Annotated in this window: 12 protein-coding genes; 8 read left to right on the top strand and 4 right to left on the bottom strand. The window is 71.1% G+C overall.

Annotation, left to right across the window (positions count from 1 at the left end; genetic code table 11):
* Window positions 1-5: 5 nt before the first annotated feature.
* Window positions 6-704: a hypothetical protein gene (locus VFZ09_RS16045; RefSeq protein ID WP_329728455.1), complete on the bottom strand. Its 699-nt coding sequence runs from the start codon at window positions 702-704 to the stop codon at window positions 6-8.
* A 444-nt stretch (window positions 705-1,148) separates the two neighbouring features.
* Between VFZ09_RS16045 and VFZ09_RS16040 the strand changes: the two genes are divergently transcribed.
* From VFZ09_RS16040 to VFZ09_RS16030, 3 genes are all read left to right on the top strand, one after another.
* Entirely contained in the window at window positions 1,149-1,616 is a 468-nt protein-coding gene (locus VFZ09_RS16040; protein WP_329728454.1) for a hypothetical protein, read from the top strand.
* Window positions 1,617-1,753: 137 nt separating this feature from the next.
* Entirely contained in the window at window positions 1,754-3,037 is a 1,284-nt protein-coding gene (locus VFZ09_RS16035; RefSeq protein WP_329728453.1) for a hypothetical protein, read from the top strand.
* A gap of 44 nt (window positions 3,038-3,081) precedes the next feature.
* A complete protein-coding gene (locus VFZ09_RS16030; RefSeq protein WP_329728452.1) occupies window positions 3,082-3,483 on the top strand; it encodes a hypothetical protein in 402 nt (133 codons plus the stop codon).
* A 4-nt stretch (window positions 3,484-3,487) separates the two neighbouring features.
* Here the strand turns inward: VFZ09_RS16030 and VFZ09_RS16025 are convergent, their stop codons facing one another.
* From VFZ09_RS16025 to dnaN, 3 genes are all read right to left on the bottom strand, one after another.
* The gene (locus tag VFZ09_RS16025; RefSeq protein ID WP_329728451.1) at window positions 3,488-6,631 is read right to left on the bottom strand and encodes a sensor histidine kinase; all 3,144 of its coding nucleotides are present in this window, start codon (window positions 6,629-6,631) and stop codon (window positions 3,488-3,490) included.
* Window positions 6,632-6,712: 81 nt separating this feature from the next.
* A complete protein-coding gene (locus VFZ09_RS16020) occupies window positions 6,713-7,822 on the bottom strand; it encodes an acyltransferase (RefSeq protein WP_329728450.1) in 1,110 nt (369 codons plus the stop codon).
* 42 nt (window positions 7,823-7,864) lie between these two features.
* Window positions 7,865-8,971 carry a DNA polymerase III subunit beta gene (gene dnaN / locus VFZ09_RS16015; RefSeq protein WP_329728449.1) on the bottom strand — a complete coding sequence of 369 codons (1,107 nt, stop codon included), beginning with the start codon at window positions 8,969-8,971 and terminating at the stop codon, window positions 7,865-7,867.
* A 273-nt stretch (window positions 8,972-9,244) separates the two neighbouring features.
* On the opposite strand from dnaN, the gene msrB reads away from it, so the two are divergent.
* From msrB to VFZ09_RS15990, 5 genes are all read left to right on the top strand, one after another.
* The gene (msrB, locus tag VFZ09_RS16010) at window positions 9,245-9,694 is read left to right on the top strand and encodes a peptide-methionine (R)-S-oxide reductase MsrB (protein ID WP_329728448.1); all 450 of its coding nucleotides are present in this window, start codon (window positions 9,245-9,247) and stop codon (window positions 9,692-9,694) included.
* A gap of 86 nt (window positions 9,695-9,780) precedes the next feature.
* On the top strand, window positions 9,781-10,272 hold the full coding sequence (locus VFZ09_RS16005; protein WP_329728447.1) for a DUF6748 domain-containing protein: 492 nt from the start codon (window positions 9,781-9,783) through the stop codon (window positions 10,270-10,272).
* A 131-nt stretch (window positions 10,273-10,403) separates the two neighbouring features.
* Window positions 10,404-12,665: a hypothetical protein gene (locus VFZ09_RS16000; protein ID WP_329728446.1), complete on the top strand. Its 2,262-nt coding sequence runs from the start codon at window positions 10,404-10,406 to the stop codon at window positions 12,663-12,665.
* Between the two features lie 15 nt (window positions 12,666-12,680).
* On the top strand, window positions 12,681-14,996 hold the full coding sequence (locus VFZ09_RS15995) for a hypothetical protein (protein ID WP_329728445.1): 2,316 nt from the start codon (window positions 12,681-12,683) through the stop codon (window positions 14,994-14,996).
* A 10-nt stretch (window positions 14,997-15,006) separates the two neighbouring features.
* Complete coding sequence (locus tag VFZ09_RS15990; protein ID WP_329728444.1) at window positions 15,007-16,884, top strand: sensor histidine kinase; 1,878 nt, start codon at window positions 15,007-15,009, stop codon at window positions 16,882-16,884.
* Window positions 16,885-16,962 lie beyond the last annotated feature (78 nt).

Genomic DNA, 16,962 nt, shown 5'->3' with positions numbered 1-16,962 from the left:
GGCAGCTACCCCTTGGCCGGCGGGTCCAACTGCATGGGCCGTGGGTAGCAGAGGCCCAGCGGGTCCCAGACGTATTTCTCCATGGGCACCAGGGTCAGGTGGCTCATGGCCTGTCTCTCGGCGAAACGCCTGAAGCGCTCGGAGACGAGGACGACGCCCCACATGCCCCGCGGCCGGAACACGTCCTCCCCCTTCCAGGTTCCTTCCTCCAGCACGAGCCCATCGATGGCATCAGGACCGGCGTAGCGGCACCAGGAGCACTTCACGGGTTTCTTGCTCAGGATGCGGCTGCGCTCCATGTCCAGGGCCGGGTTGCCATAGGCCGGCATGACGAAGAGGTAGCGGGGGGGTGGACCGGGCTTGGGACCACGGCCCTTGCGGCGGACGCGGGTGATGTCGACCGGATGGAAGCCGCTGAGCCCCGTCAGCCCCTCCGCCTTGAAGGCTTCCGCGAAGCGCTCGGAGATCAGCAAGCCGCCGCCAGGGGCATGCATGAGATCGCCATAGTCCTTGCCGTAGAGCTCCAGCTCGCCCCGGTAGGGAGGCAGCCAGGTCAGCAGCCCGACGAGGTCCCCACACCGGGGGCAGCGCGGCGCCGGGCCGGTGTTGAGGTCATCCGTGCCGAACTCGGTGTCGTGATGGCCTCCGCGCAGCTTTTCCACGACGAAGAAGCGCGGAGACGGGGAAGGAGCGTCAGAGGCCATCCGGGAACCTCGCGCGCATCTCGGGCCGGTTGTAGATCTGCCGCAACAAGGCTTCGAACTCCTCGGGTGTCGCGTTGAAGCACGACCATCACGGCCAGGCGGTACGCCACGAAACACCCTCCAGCTCGAGGAGGGCCCCAGTATTCCATATCCGGAGAGTGCGCCCCGGGCCTACCCGGACTTCAATCCGTGCGCCGGGACCGCGCGTCCATGAGGCCTGAGGTGCCGCGAAGAACGCTCGCTGGAAGACCATCGCCTGCGACTCCAGGGTCTGAGGAGCTGGCTTGCCGCCGCTCCCTCGCATGCCGACCATGCCGGAACACCCCTTCATCTGATTCGGCAGCGGTGTGCGACCGCGATGGCCCTCCCTTGTCAAACAAGACATTCCCTCGAGGGGATGGTGGCCAGGGCCGGCCTCTCGCCGAATGAGCCGAGGAGCCCACGATGCCCCAGCCCAAGAAGATCCCCCATGACGTGCCCGATGAGGTGAAGCTCGTCCTGGCCCACCTGCGGCCCGTCCCCGAGGCGTTGGCGCAGGAGCGCGAGCGGCTGCTGGCGGAGCTCGCCACCGCCCAGGAGTCTTCCACCGAGCCGCTCCAGCAACTCCAGCGCCAGGTGGCGGCGGTGCTGCGGTCCCTGCGGCCCGACGCCCCGTTCAATGCCCGTCTCGCCGGGGAGCTCGCCACCGCGCTCGGCAGCTACGTGAAACACCCCGGCGCCGTCATTCCACCTCCCGACATCATCCGCGACTGCATGAACCACGTGCGCTCGCACCTGGAGGCCATTGGCATGAGCCCCCTGCTCGCGGTGGTGGACGAAATCCCCGACCCGCCGTCCGCCCACGCGGAGGAGGAGTCCCGGGAGGAACAGGAGCTCCAGGCACAGCTCAAGTTCAGCAGCATCCGGGGCTGAGCGCCCCACATGCCCCGCGGGACATTGTCATACGCAATTCCAGACATCTCCCGCTGACGCCGCGCCGGCAGGAAACTCCGCGAGACCGCGAGCGATAATCCCCACATCCAATCTCTCTCATGGAAAGGAATTCCTCCATGTTCATCAATCAAAAGAACTTCCAGCTCGCGATGTTCCAGGCCTCCTCGAACTTCTCCTCGTCGCGGGGTGGTAGCTTCGCCAGCTTCTCCTTCAGCTCGGCCGTCTTCTCCTCCTCTTCGCTGGGCGGGCTGAATGGCGCGTACCAGAAGTGCCCCTCCAACCGCCCGCTCAACACGCTGGGGAACCTCTTCAGCTCCATCTCCATGCTGCAGTCCTTCAGCACCACCTTCCCCCAGTGCGGCTGCCCCTCGCGGCCGCCCCCCTGCCCCTCGCGGCCGCCGCCGTGCCCCCCGGAGCCGCAGCAGCACGGGAAGGGGAAGATGTGGGACGTGTTCTTCGACACCAAATCGGGAACGAAGACGAAGCAGCAGTCGCCCATCGTGCTGGACCTCAACGGCAACGGGAAGGCGGACATCACCGGCAGCAACATCAAGGGCAATGGCAAGCTGGAGGGCAACACCGTCAAGGGGTTCGACCTGAACCCCTCGGACCGCCAGTGGTCCACCAAGAGCCTGAACCGGCGCCCGGGTCACGGCGCGCCCGCGCTGGGGGCGGGGGTGACCGCCAAGGTCTTCGACAAGGACGGCAAGCTGGTGAAGTCGCTGAGCGCCGAGCAGCTCAAGAAGCTACAGGGCAGCAAGGCCTGGAAGAAGGGGGGCGGCGACATGGGCCTGGGGCTCGGCGGCGGCATGCGCGCCGAGTTCCGCGACGGCAACGGCACGCTGGTGAGCGAGCTCAAGCGCGACGGCACCAACAAGAACAAGCCCCTCTATTTCTGGGGCAACCAGAACCAGAACGAGTGGACCAAGCCCTGGGACTCGAAGACCGGTGGCGACGGCATGCTCGTGTGGGACGTGGACGGGGATGGGAAGATCACCAGCGGCAAGGAGCTGTTCGGCCACGTCGACCTGAACGGGAAGAACACGTTCAAGAACGGCTACGAGAAGCTCGCCCACTACTTCGACAAGAACGGGGATGGGCAGGTGAAGGGCTCGGAGCTCAATGGCCTGAAGATCTGGGAGGACCGCAACGGCGACGGCATCACCCAGAAGGGCGAGCTCGTGGACCTGGAGAAGCACGGCATCCGCAAGCTGAACACCCAGTTCAACGAGGCGGACATGAGCTCGTCGTACAGCACGCGCAAGCCCGGCCACGCGAGCGCCGCGCAGCAGACGGGGCAGAGCCCGGTGCACCACGAGGCCATGCAACAGGCCTGGCAGATCTTCCAGCTGGTCGATGTGCTGCGGCAGATGCAGGCCGCGGGCTGCGGCTCGTACTGACCCTCCCCGTCGTTCCCTCTCCACCCTCCAACGAGGAGCCCGCCATGTTCAAACCCGAGGAGATTCCCGCGGATCTGCCCGATGAAGTGAAGGCCGTCCTGGGCCACCTGAAGCCAGAGCCGGAGGCGTTGCGCCAGAGGCGCGAGCGGCTGCTGGCCGAGCTCGGCAAGCAGCTTCCCTCCTCCAAGGGAAGCCTCCAGCGGCTGCTGAACAAGCTGCGGGCGACGCTGCTCGCGATGGAGTCCCAGGCCTCCTTCCAGGCCACGCTCGCCGGGGACTTCCACCAGGTGCTCCAGCACTACGCGAAGGACCCCGCGGCGCCCAATCCGCCGCCGGCCCTTGTCCTGGAGTGCATGAGCTACCTGCGGGAGCGCGTGGAGGCGATGGGCCTGGGCTCCCTGCTGGAAGCCGTGCAGGCCGCGTCCGCGAACAGCCCCCCGCGCTGAGCCCTCACGCCACCTTGCGTGCGGCGGGCTCGTCCGCCCGCGCCAACGGCAGCCGCACCCGGAAGCAGGCGCCGCGCGCCACGGACGTGTCCAGCTCGAGCGTCCCGCCGTGGTTCTCCGTGATGAGCTGGCGGCAGATGGCCAATCCCAGCCCCGAGCCCTTCCCCACGTCCTTCGTGGTGAAGAAGGGCTCGAAGATGCGGGCCCGCAGCTCCGGGGGAATGCCCGGGCCGTCATCCGCCACCACCAGCTCGGCCATGCCGTCGCGCACGGCCGTGCTCACGCGCACCTCGCCCTTCTCGCCCAGCGCATCCAGGGCGTTGCGCAGCAGGTTCAGCATCACCTGTCCCAGCTGTCCCCGGTGGAAGGCGAACACCGGCAGCTCGCCGCAGTGGACCTCCACCCGTGCGCTCTCGGGCAACGAGCGCCGCACCAGCTCCACCGTCTCGCGCACCACTTCATTGAGGTCCCCCGGCTCGAGCCGGGGGCGCTCCCCGCGCAGGAAGGCCCTCAGGTCCGCTTGAATCCCCCGGATGCGCTCGGTGGCATGCTGCATCGCCTCCAGCGCGTCCGGCGTGTCCTGGAGCAGGAACTCCACGTCCAGCTCCCGCCACAGCCGCTCCACCTCGTCCACGTCCTCGGGGTGCGCCTCCAGCCGCTCCCGGCAGCGCCGCAGCACGTCGGACAGCTGGTCGAAGTACTCGCGCACCGCCGGCAGGTTGGTGTGGATGGCGGTGAGCGGGTTGTTGATTTCATGGGAGAGCCGCGCCAGCAGTTGCCCCATGGCGGAGAGCTTCTCGGCCTGCATCACCTTCTGGCGCGCCTGATCCAACTCGGCGGTGCGGGCCGCCACCAGGCGCTCCAGCTCGGCGTTCCTGCGCCGCAGGGCGATGCCGCGCCAGCGCACCACGCCCGCCACCGCCACACTCAGCAGCAGCACGCCCAGGCCCCTCGCCCACCAGGACGCCCACCACGGCGGGTGCACCACCAGGTCGAAGCCCGCCACCGGCCCCCAGGGGCCCCAGTCGTTGCGTGCACGGACCTCGAAACGGTAGCTGCCCGCCGGCAGCGCGCTGTAGCGCACCGAGCGGCCCGGCACGGCGTGCCATTCGTCCATGCCCACCAGGCGCGCCTCGTGGCCCACGTGTCCCTCGTCCAGGGCGCCCAGGTCGGCGAAGCGGACCGACAGCGTCGTGTCTCCGTGCTCCGCCTCGAGCCCCCGCACCTCGGAGCCGGAGACCTCGTGCGGCCCGAGCCGCGTGTTCAGCAGCACCACACGCGGGGGCGCGGCCGGGCCGGTGTAGCGCGCGCCGTTGAAGCGCCCCAACCCGCTCGAGGTGCCCACCCACACCGTGCCGTCCTCCTCCGCCAGGAAGGAGTTGCCGCTGCAGTCATCTCCCGGGAGCCCTCCGCTCGCGCCGAAGTGCTCCATCACCCCGTCCTCGCCCACCAGGTGCACTCCCGCGCCCGTCCCCACCCACAGCCGGCCCGCCGCGTCCTCGTCCACCATGTACGTGACGCCGTTGAGCAGCCCCGAGCTCCGGTCCAGGCGGAACACCTCGGTGAGGCGCCCCTTCTCGTAGGTGAAGCAGCTCAGCCCCAGCGGCTCCACGTAGGACACGCACACCCGGCCGTCGTGCCGCGCCACCAGGTAGCGCACGCGCTCGTCCCGCAGCCCCTCGGCCGTGCCCAGGCGCCGGAACACTCCCCCGTCTCGCACGAAGAGCCCATCCCCCGCCGCCCACAGCCTCCCGGCCGGGTCCAGCTCCACTCCGCCGAAGAACGTCCGCCGGCTGTGCGGCAACACCTGCTCGAAGGACCAATCCCCGTCCCGGTGCACGCCGCGGAACAAGCCGGTGCTGGTGGCCACCCACAGCGTCCCATCCGGCTCCCACAGCAGGTCGAACGTGTAGCGCGCCGGCAGACCCTCGGCCACGCCGTACGTCCGCACCCGCCCACTCCAGGGCTCGTAGCGGTGGAGCCCCTCCGGGTTGCCCGCGGCCCACAGGGCCCCGTCCGGGCCCTCCGTCACGCTCTTGAGCGAATACCCACGCAGCCCGGGCACGGTGAGCCACCCCTCGGGCGTGGCGCGCGCCAGCCCATCATCCGTGCCCACCCACAACGTCCCGTGGGTGTCGCGGATGAGGCCCCAGATCATGCTCGAGGGCATCCCGGTGGAGGTGTCGTGGACGGTCCACAGGCCCCGGCCCAGGGAGCGGTGCACGCCCAGGCTCACGACCCAGAGCGTCCCCTCCCGGTCATGCAGCACGTCCCGCATGCGCGTCGAGCGCTCCGAGAGGCCCAGCCGGTGCAGCTCCACCCGCTCGCCCTCCACGGAGAGCAGGCCGCGGTAGTTGGGCACCAGCAGCTGTCCACGCAGGCCCACGCGCAGGCGGCGCCCCGCTCCCATCAACCCCTGGAAGAGGTGTGAGCGATCCTCGAAGGGCATGCCCTCGCGCGGCTGCATGGCCAGCCACCCCTCGCCCGCGGCCCACAGCCGGCCCAGGCCGTCCCGCACCAGGTCGAGGATGGAATTGCGGCTGTCCGTCACCTCGTGGATGCGCCAATGGCCTCCGGCATCCCGGCTCAGCACCCGCGAGCCCGAGCCCACCTGGAGCGCGCCCGACGCATCCGCCCAGAGCACCATGGCCGGCCCTCCCGGCCAGCCCGGCATCGGCACGAAACGCCCCGGCTCCACCTCCACGTACAGGCCCTGCTCGGTGCCCGCCACCAGCCGGCCCCCGGCGTCCAGGCGGATGTTCCACACCAGCGAGGGGATGCCATTCATCGGCACGGGGATGAAGCGGCTCCCGTCCCAGCGCACCACGCCCTTCTGCGTGGCCAGCAGCAGCCGGCCCTGGGAGTCGAGCGTCTCGTCCCTCACGATGGACGAGGGCAGCCCCGCGTCCAGGCCGAAGCGCTCGAAGCGCTCGCCATCGAAGCGGTACATCGCATCCGCGGCGCACACCCAGATGAACCCCGCCGCGTCCTGCATCACGCAGGACATGTCGTGGTTCTCGATGCCCGAATCCGTGCCGTAGCTGCGGAAGCCGATGCGCCCCGGGGGCTCTCCGCTCCGAGCCTCCCTGCTCCACAGCAGGACCGTGAGGCCCAGCGTCAGGAGCGTGGCGATCCGGTACGACGGCATGGCTCCCGTGGCCTCTCAGGGAAAGCGGGCCCGTGTCCCCGGACCCGGGGGTTCAGCCTAACACAGGCCCGGGAGCCGGACTTATGGGGTCAGCCCGGGGGCCGTGGAGTCACCGGGGGCATCCGGACGAGCGGGCCCGCGGTTGCGCCCCCGCCAGCGTCCGTGGAGCTTCTTCGCGGGCAGGGCGATCAGCAGCGACACCGCCAACACGGACAGCGCGAGTCCCAGCGCGGGCAGCACGTCCTGCGAGCGGCCCAACCGGGTGGCCAGGCCCGCGAAGGTGGACCAGCCGTACGCCAGGGGCAGGTGCACCACGTAGACCCAGAGCGACGCGCGGCCCACGGGCGCCATCCACCGGTCGAGCCTCGCGGGCAGCAGCATCGCCGCGCCCGCGGCCACGGACAGCAGCCCCACCCGCCACGCCACCAGCGTGGGGTCGCTCACCCGCGGGTCTCCGCCCCACAGCGTCATCAGCGACAGGATGACCGTGCCCGCGCCCATCAGGCACAGCCAGTGCGGCACCCGCTTCACCTGCGCGAGCCACAGCCCCGCGAGGCCTCCCAGGAAGAAGTAGGACGACCAGGGGAAGAGGGGGAAGTTGGACGTCTTGCTCGCCAGCGCCTGCTCGAGCGCCAGGGGCCATCCGCCCGCCAGCACCGTCGCGCGCACCCACGGGCTCACGAGCGGCACGAGCACCGCCAGCGCCGCCAGCGCGCCCATCCGCGCCGCCCTTCCTTGGAGCACCGACATCACGCCCGCGCCCATGCACAGCGCCGCCGCCACGCCGTGCAGCGCGTCGAAGGCCAGGAAGTGCCGCCACACCGTCACATCCCCGGCGAAGAGCAGGGGCAGCCCCCAGCCGGGCCAACGCAGGAGGTAACCCCAGCCGAGCAGCAGGGCCACGCGGGGCAGGTACCGGCGCAGCACGCTCGAGCCATGCGCGCCCGTGCGCTGCACCGTCGTCGCGAAGGCCCAGCCGGCCACGAAGAGGAACAGGGGCGCCGTCACGGCCCGGAGGGACCAGTACGCCACCATGCCCACGCCGTCGCGCGCCGCGTCGGACAGCACCGCGTCCAGCGTGTGGCCCATCACCATCGCGAGCGTGGCCACCGCTCGCGCCCGGTCCAGGCCCGTGTTGCGCGAGCCCGGTACCGTCGGGAGTGGCTCGGCGCTGGGGGCCTGGGCACTCATCCCTTCAACACGTTGCAAGACAGGAGAGGACGCCGCTCACGCTCAGACGCGCATCGGCATCACCACGGCGGTGAAGCTCCGGTCCCCCGGCGCGTGCAGCACGCCCGGGCTGTGCTCGTCACCCAGCTCGAAGGCCACCTCGTCCGTGTCCGTCACCGTCAGCACGTCGATCAGGTAGCGCGCGTTGAAGCCGATGGTGATGGAGGTGCCCTGGTAGGCGATATCCAGCGCGTCCTTGGCCTCGCCCAGGTCCGGGTTGTTGGCGGTGATGAGCAGCTGGTTCTCCGCCAGGCCGATGCGCACCGCGTAGCTCTTGTCCGCGCTCAGCAGGGCGATGCGCTTGAGGCCCTCGAGCAGCCGCGTCTTGGGCACCAGCACCGCCTTCTCGCCCTCCTTGGGGATGACGCGCTGGTACTCGGGGAACTGGCCGTCGATGAGCCGCATCACCATCGTCAGGCCCGTCTTCTTGAAGAGCGCCGAGTTCTCCGCGAACCCCAGCTGGCACTCCGCGTCGGGCGCCTCGTCCAGCAGGCGCTTGAGCTCCAGCAGGCCCTTGCGCGGGATGATGACGCCGCCCTTGAGCTTGAAGTCGCCCGGCAGCTCGCGCTCGATGAGCGAGAGGCGGTGGCCGTCCGTGGCCACCATGCGCACCTTGCCGCCCTGCTGCGGCTCGAAGTAGACGCCGTTGAGGATGTAGCGCGTCTCGTCGGTGGAGATGGCGAACTGCGTCTTCTTGATCATCTCCAGCAGCGTGTTGCCCGTCACCTGCACCAGCGGGGCGCTCTCCTCGCGCGGCAGCTTCGGGTACTCCTCGGGCGCCGTGCCGACGATCTTGAAGTGCGCCGAGCCGGAGGAGATCTCCACGTAGTTGTTCGCCAGCTTCTTGAGCGTGACGTGGGCGTCCGGCAGGTTCTGGACGATGTCGAAGACGTACTTGGCGCTGAGCGTCACGGCGCCGGGTTTGATCACCTCGGCCGGGTGCTCGGACACGATGCCGATCTCCAGGTCGAACGCGGTGACCGTCACCCCCGTCTTGTGGGCCGTGACGAGCACGTTGGCCAGGATGGGCATCGTCGTCTTGCGCTCCACGATGCCCTGGGCGCGGTAGAGGGCCTTCTTCAGCTCGTCGGCGGCGATGCGGAATTCCATCTCGGGGGTCCTTGAAGAACCAGGGGGTCGGGAAAGGGTCGCGGCCCCGTGGCCGCGTCGGGCGGATGTAGCCCGGGGGGATTGGGTCGTCAACGAACCTGACGTCTGCGGTCATGCTCCTTTGTCCGGCACACAGCCGGACGGGCACTTGCGCCCTCTCCCCAGCCCCCGGCATGCAGGTAGGAGCCGCACCTACCGACCCGCCAACCGGTTGGTGCTTCCTGGCCGTGCCGCCCCCATGACTAGGGAGGGTCGAGCCAGGAGGAGAGCGCCATGCACGAGAGGGTCTACAAGACCGACGACGAGTGGCGGCAGGATCTCACCCCGGAGCAGTACCGGGTGATGCGGCAGGGGGAGAGCGAGGCGCCCTTCACCGGGGCCTTCGTGGATCACCACGCGCGTGGCATCTACTGTTGTGCGGGGTGTGGACACACGCTCTTCGCCTCGAAGGCGAAGTTCGACCCGGGCACGGGCTGGCCGAGCTTCTGGGCGCCCATCCGCCCCGGCCACGTGGCGCACCACGAGGATCGCTCCAGCTTCCTGCGCATCCGCACGGAGGTGGCATGCAACCGCTGTGGCGCCCACCTGGGGCATGTCTTCGATGACGGGCCGCCGCCCACGGGGCTGCGCTACAGCATCAACTCGGCGGCGCTGGCCTTCGAGCCCGAGGAGCAGGTGCTGGAGGAGCAGGCACTGGGGGAGGACATCGGCGTGCCGGCGTGAATGACGCGGGCCCCGCGTGCGTCGGAAGTGGCATCTGTCCCGGGAGGCGGCGAGACTGCGCCCCCTCCCTTTCCGGAGCCCGTCCCATGACCTTCCGTCAGCCCCTGCTCACCGCCGCCCTCGCCCTTGGCCTGCTCGCCGGTTGCAGCAAAGGCACCACCCCCGAGACCCCCCGCGCCGCCGAGTCCGGCGGCACACCTTCCGCGCCCATGGACAAGCCCACCGACAAGCCCGCCACCGCTCCCGAGACGCCCTCGGGGGGCACCGCCGCCGCGCCCTCCGCCGAGCGGGGGCCCGCCGTCTTCTTCCTGCGTGACAGCGGGGTGCGCTGCATGACGACGCCCTGCCCCTACTTCATCGCCACGCGGCCGGACCGGCCCAACGACGAGCCCATCCAGGTGCACGAGGTGGACACGGCGGCGCTCGGCGTCGACGACGAGAAGCGGGCCAGCATCATGGAGGCCACGCACATGAACCCCGGCCTCAAGGTGGAGGGCACGCTGGACACGGTGCCCAACGCGGGCCCCGCCGGCGCCGCTACGGTGCTGCGCGTCCGCCGGGTCGTCACGGGCCAGTAGTCGCGGCTCCCACCCGGGGGGCACCGCGCCTGTCGTCCCCCGGAAGTCACTTCCCCGGGCCTCACGCCCCACGTCCCTCGGGAAGAGTATCCTGGCTCTCTCTCCATTCAAGGACAGGGGGCGCTTCCGGGATGACGGGGCGAGTGGTGGAGACACCCCAGAGCGGGCGCGGGGCCGGGTGGAGCCTCGGGCCGCTCGTCCTGATGTGCCTGCTGCTGGCGAGCCCGGGCCGTGCGGCGGCCGCGTTGCGACTGGAGGACTCGCCGCGCCAGCTGCTCTCCGGACGCGACACCCGCGCCACCCTCACCGTCTCAGCGCCCGGGCTGCCTCCGGACGTGCGCCTCGCGTGCAGCGCGGGCCGGGTCCTCCCGGCGCGACGCTCCGCCCCGGACACGCTCCAGGCCGGCTTCGTCCCGCCGCGCACTGACACGCTCGCGCCCATTCTCTGCGCCGCCGTGTCGCCATCCTGGGGGGCCCACGCCACGGTGGTGCTCGAGGTGCAGCGCCGCCAGGTGTTGCCCCTGTCCGGACTGCCGCCCCTGGGCCGGGTGGAGGTCCGCATCGGTGACACGCTTCATGGGCCGGTGCGCGCCACGGCGGCCGGACAGGCCGAGGTGCCCGTTCTCCTCTCGCCCGGCGTCACGCAGGCCACCGTCTCGGCCACGGCGCCCGGCCAACCCGCGCGGCAATGGCCCATGGCCCTGCCCGTGTCATCCAGGCCCACGGTACTCCTGATCGCCGAGGAGTCCTCCGTCGAGGCCAATGGCGAGCGCGGTCCGCGCGTGTGGGCCTTCGGCCTCGACGGCCGGGGCGAGCCGCTGGAGGCCGCGCCTGGCTTATCGACGACGGGAGGCACCTTCGAGGCGCAGCGCATCGCGCCGGGTGTCCACCTGGGCACGCTCGTGCCCCATCCCCGGGCCACCACGCCGGGCGAGGCGGTGCTCACGGCGCAGGCGGGCAATGGCGAGCCCTGCACGGTGCGCGTGGAGCTGCGGGCCGGGGTGAAGCCCACCCTCGCCCTCGAGGTCGAGACGCTGGAGGGTGGGTTCTCGGGGGCGTTCGTTCATGTGTCCGTCCACGACGAGCGGGGGCGTGCGCTGGCGGGAGAGCCCGTGCGCCTCCAGGCCTCGCTCGGCGAGTTGGGGCCCGTGCAGGACCAGGGAGATGGCACCTACCTGGCGCGCTACCGGGCACCGCCTGGAGGAGGCGAGGAGCGGTTCATGGCGTGGCTCGACGGCGTGCCACCGGTCTCGTCGAGCGCGACGTTCCTTCCCATTCCCCGCCTGACGTTGGAGCTCGGCGGGAGGGAGCGGAACGGGCACGAGCTGCCCGCGGATGGCCTCTCGCGGGTGAGCATCAAGCTCTCCGCCCGCGACGCGAAGGGGATGCCGGCGCCGGACGGTACGGAGATCCTCCTGTCCACCACGCTCGGCCGGCTTCCCCCCTCGGTGACGACACGAGAGGGCCGCGCCACCGTCGAGCTGGAGTCTGTCCGTCGGACGGGCGAGGCGCTCGTGCGGGTGAGCTGGGAGGACCAGAGCGTCAGCACCACGGTGCGGCTCGTGCCTGGAGAGCCCGCCCGGCTGCGCGTGCGCACCGAGAAGGACGAGGTGCTCTGCGACGGGAGGGACAGCACGCAGGTGCATCTGCTCGTCGAGGACATGTACGGCAACCCACTGGACGGCGTGCCCATCACCCTGCGAGCCGCGGGAACGCAGGCCGAGCACGGGCGCTTCGAGCGAGTGGCCTCCCTGGGCGGAGGGGAGTTCGTCACCCGCTTCCATGCACCGGCCCGGTGTGAAGGTGGAGTGGCCACCGTGCTCGCCGCCGCGCGCGAGGCCCGGGGGGATGCGCGGCTCACCCTCGCCTCGCGCATGCCCCGGGGCCTGGCCCTGCGGCTCGGAGCGCAGAGCAACCTGGGCCGGCTGGTACAGCCCTCGCTGGAGTTGGAGGGGGACGTGCGGCCCTACGCGCTCGGCGAGCGGCTCGCCGCCAGTGCCTCGGTGCAGGTGGCCTGGGGAGGTTTCTCGCTGCGGGGCGAGAGCGCGGCGCACGAGCCCTTCGACCTGAACGCCCAGGCCTTCACCACCACCGTATCCATGGGGGCGCGCTGGCTCGTGCCCGTCATCGGCTCGCTGTCCGGCTATGCGGGTGCCGGGCTCGACGCGCACCTCGTCCGCATCGACTGGCGCTTGAGCCTGGACCCGGGCTCGCGGCGGCAGTTGTCCCCCGCGTTCGGCGGCCACGTGCGGCTCGGGGTGGTGTACCCGCTCGGCCCCGGGGAGTTCGTCCTGCAGGGGCGCTACGGCCTCGCCCGGCTTCCCGAGGGCGGCACCTTCCAGGGCCCCATCGGCGGGCTCTCCACGTCGCTCGGCTACCGCTTCACGCTCTGACGAAAGGAGGCACGGATGCGCTTCCGTACCGGCATGCACTTCCTCGCCCTGGCCCTGCTGACCTGGGTGCTCTCCTGCGGCGCCCAGCCGGACACGCCGCGCCTCCAGGCGGTGTCCCCGGAGAGCACCGCGTTCGGCACGCCCGAGCGCTTGCTGCTCAGTGGCTCGTTCGCGCCGGACGTGGCGGTGGACCTGGGCTCGGAGGCTCCGCCGTCGCTGGAGAACCGCTTCGAGGTGCGCATCGGCTCCGAGCGCGCCTACGCCGTGCGTTTCCGCTCGCGCGACGCGTTGGAGGCCACGGCCCCGGCCACCCTGCCACCTGGACGCCATGACGTCACCGTCACCGATGCCCAGGGCCGCGCCTCCACGCTGTCGGGGGCCTTCGAGGTCATCGACCGGGGTGTGCACCGGCTCGTCTTCGTCACCTCGATGCGCGCGGCGCGGCCCGGCGAGTGGACGGAGCCCATCCGCATCGAGCTGAGGGACCTCTCGGGCCAGCCCGCGCCCACTGCCACGCCGCGCGTGCTGCGCGTCATCAGTGACTCGGAGTCGGGCCGCTTCGCCCGGCTCGGGCAGGGGGAGGAGGCCCAGCGCGAGCTGGAGGTGACACTCGCCCCGGGGGAGTCCGGGGTGGACCTGCGCTACCGGGACACCACACCGGGCTATCACACGCTGGAATCCAGCTGCCACGAGCTGCCGCCGATCGCCCAGACGGTGGCGGTAGGACGGCTCGGCCCGCCCACGGCGGTGCGCTTCACCCGGGTGCCCACCTCGCCGTTGGTGGCGGGAGAGCCCGTGGCCCTGACGGTGGACGTGCTGGACTCCAGTGGCGGCCCGGCGTCGCTGCCAGCCACCGGCATCCAGCTCACGCTGCGCACCAACTCGCCCGCGGGAGGACTGGCCGTCAGCGAGAGCGACCCCTCCCACCCCGCTCTCACACTCGTGCTGCAGGGCTCCCAGGGCCGGCTGCCCCTGCTCTACAAGGACACGCGCAGTGCGGCGGAGGTGTGGCTGTCGGCGAGCGGCTTCAACCGGGACACGTACGGAGCGCTGTCGCCCCACACGGTGAGCCTCGCGGTGCGGCCCGGCGCCACCCAGCGCTTCGAGGTGCTGCGCACCGGCACGGGCCCCCTGCAGGCGGGAGTCCCCGAGCGCTTCATCCTCACGTCGCTGGATGCCTGGAACAACCGCACGCCGTACACCGGCACGGTGCGGCTGGACACCTCGCCGCCGGACCCGGGCTTCTCGCCCGGCGACGTCGAGCTCGAGGTGGGCATGGCGGCCTTCAACGCCGAGTTCTCCCGCGTGCAGCGGGTGTCCGTGGTGGCGGAGGATCCCCACGCGGCGAACGTACGAGGCGCCACCCCGGAGCTCACCATCCAGGCGGGGCCGCCCACGCACCTGGCGGTGTCCCCGGTGGTGGGGCCGCAGCTGGCGGGCGAGGCCTTCCTCCTCACGCTCGAGGCGTTGGATCGCTTCGGCAACCGGGCGGACACCCCGCTGTCGGTGACGCTCTCCGCCTCGGGCGTTCCCGAGGGGGCGCTGAGCCCCACGACGAGCGGCACCTTCACGGGCGCCATCACCTTCCCGGTGATGCTCACGGCCGCGGTGGAGGAGACACGCATCAACCTGGTGGAGGGGACGGTCTCGGAACCGGGAGCGCTGCGCACCACCACGGGAGGCTTCGCCGTGCTGCCTGGAGCCACGCAGCGCTTCGTGGTGGAGGACACACCCGGAGCACAGACGGCGGGAGTGCCCTTCCGGGTGCGCATTCGCGCGGTGGACACCTACGGAAACACCACCCGGGACGTGCACGAGCTGGAGCTGGATGCCCAGGGAGTGCACGCGCACCAGTTCTCTCCCGCCCGCTACACCGGCTTTCAGGGCCAGGCCGACGTGGAGCTCACCGTGTTGCTGGCCCTCTCGAGTACGAGGCTGAGCGTCGTCTCGGGCAACGCCAAGGGACAGCAGCCCGGCACCTTCGCGGTGAACCCCGGCGCCGTGGCGCGGTTCCAGCCGCAAGTGCCCCCCTGCATCACCGCCTCGGACCGTTGGAAGCTCACCCTGCAAGCGGTGGACAACTGGAACAACGCCGTGACGTCCTATGTGGGGACGGCCCGGCTCGCGCTCTCGCCGTTCGGCCCCCTCAGCCCGAGCACCACGCCGCCATTCACGGGCGGCACCGTCACCCTCCCCAACGTCACGTTGAACGACGTGGCGGGCCGGGAGCCGCAGTCCTGTCTGGAGCTCATCATCACGGACAGCGCGGACGCGAGGAAGACGGTCAGTCAGTGCCTCAACCTGCAGTTGAGCTGTCCCAAGCGCCAATGAGCCCGAGCCCATGAGAATCCGCACCCGGCTGCTGCTGCTGCTCATCGCCACCGCCGTGGTGCCCACCGTGGCGGTGGGCCTGTTGGCCTGGCGCGACGCGGAGCGGGCGCTCTCGGAGGCAGTGGCCGAACAGCACCGGCGCACGGCGCTGGTCGAAGCCGAGCATGCCGCCGCGCATGTCCTCTCGCTGGCCACGGAGCTGGGCGGCGCGCTGGTGCACCAGGAGCCGCTCGAGCTCGGCCCATCGGAAGCGCAGGAATTCCTCATCCGCGTCTTCCTGCGGCGCGACCGCATTGCCCAGGTGGGGCTCTTCGATGCAGGGGGCCAGCTGACGACCTCCGTCTTCGTGGATGATCCGGAGGCCTTCGCGCGGAAGGAGCCGCAGTTCCGACGCCACGACACGGTGGCCGCCGGAGAGGTGGAGGACTTCCAGCGGCGGGCGGCGGAGCTGCTCTCGCAGGTGCCCGAGGGCCGGGCGTACGCCGTCTCCGCGCCCTACCTCACCGAGGTGCGCCGCCGGCCGGCGGTGGTGGTGGCGGCACGAGTGCCGGGGACCCGGGCGGGAGGGCTCGCCGCCGAGTTGGGCCTGGAGGAGCTCGCCCAGCGGCTGGCCGCGCGGGGCGTGGGCGATGAACGGCTCTTCCTGCTGGATGGAGCGGGCCGGCTGCTGCTGGACGGTGAGCCGGAGCGCGAGCGCCATCGGGAGGACTTCACCGGGAAGCTGCCGGGGGTGGTGGGCGCGAAGCGGACGGGGCTGGCGGAGTATGAGGAGGAGGGCCGCGCGTGGCAGGCGGCCGTCAGCCCGGTGCCGGAGCTGGGCTGGGTGGCGGTGGTGGCCCGCCCGCGAGAGGCCGCGCTCGAGCCGCTGCATGCCCTGACGCGGAGCACGTTCGGAGTGCTGGGGCTGACGCTGGTGGGGGTACTGGCGCTGGCGCCGGTGCTGGCGCGCGCGCTGGCCCGGCCCATCGCCCGGCTGGCCGAGGGCGCACGAGAGCTGGCCCGGGGAAACCTCGCCCACCGCATCGCGCTCAAGCGCCGGGACGAGCTGGGAGACCTGGCGCGAGCCTTCAACGACATGGGGCAGGCGCTGGAGCAGGCGCACCGGGAGTTGCTGGGCTTCAACGAGCAGCTCGCGGCGCAGGTGGAGGAGCGCACCCGGGAGCTACAGCAGACGCAGGTGCAGCTCTCGCGCAGCCAGCGGCTGGCGGCGATGGGAGACCTGGCAGCGGGAATGGCGCACGAGATGAACAACCCGCTGGCCGCGGTGCTGGGCAACGTGCAGCTGATGCTGATGGATCTGCCACAGGAGGACCCCTCGCGCCGGATGCTCGGCACGGTGCACCAGCAGGCGCAGCGCATCGCCAGCATCGTTCGCGAGCTGCAACTGCTCTCCGAGCGTCAGCAATTGGGACGGCTGCCGTTGGACCTGCACCGGATGCTGGAGCGGGTGCTGGAGTCCCGAGGCGCGGAGCTGAACCAGGTGGGGGTGCAGGTGGACCGCCGCTTCCACCCGGGAGAGGTGAAGGTACTGGGCGATACCCAGGCGTTGGGAGATGTCTTCGGCCGGCTGCTGGGCAACGCCCTCAATGCCATGAGGGACAGGCCGGAGCGCAACCTCGTCTTGAGCACCCAGGTGGTGGACGCGGAGCTGGTGCGCGTGGAGATGCGGGACACGGGCCGGGGCATTGCGCGCGAGCACCTGGAGCGCATCTTCAATCCCTTCTTCACCACCAAGCAGCAGTGGACGGGGAAGGGCCTGTCATTGGCGGTGTGCCACCGCGTGATCGAGGACCACGGTGGAACCATCACGCTGGACAGTCACGAGGGCGTGGGCACGACGGTGATACTCCTCCTGCCCGCGGCGCCGGCCTCGAGCGGCCTGGTGTGAGCTCACCGAGGAGCCCGCAAAGGCGAAGGCCCCGAGTCTTCACGTGATGTGAGGACTCGGGGCCTTCAAAAAAAATCC

It is taken from the genome of Archangium sp. (assembly GCF_036277355.1).
Classification (GTDB): Bacteria; Myxococcota; Myxococcia; order Myxococcales; family Myxococcaceae; genus Archangium.
This window is presented reverse-complemented; position numbering and strand designations above follow the sequence as displayed.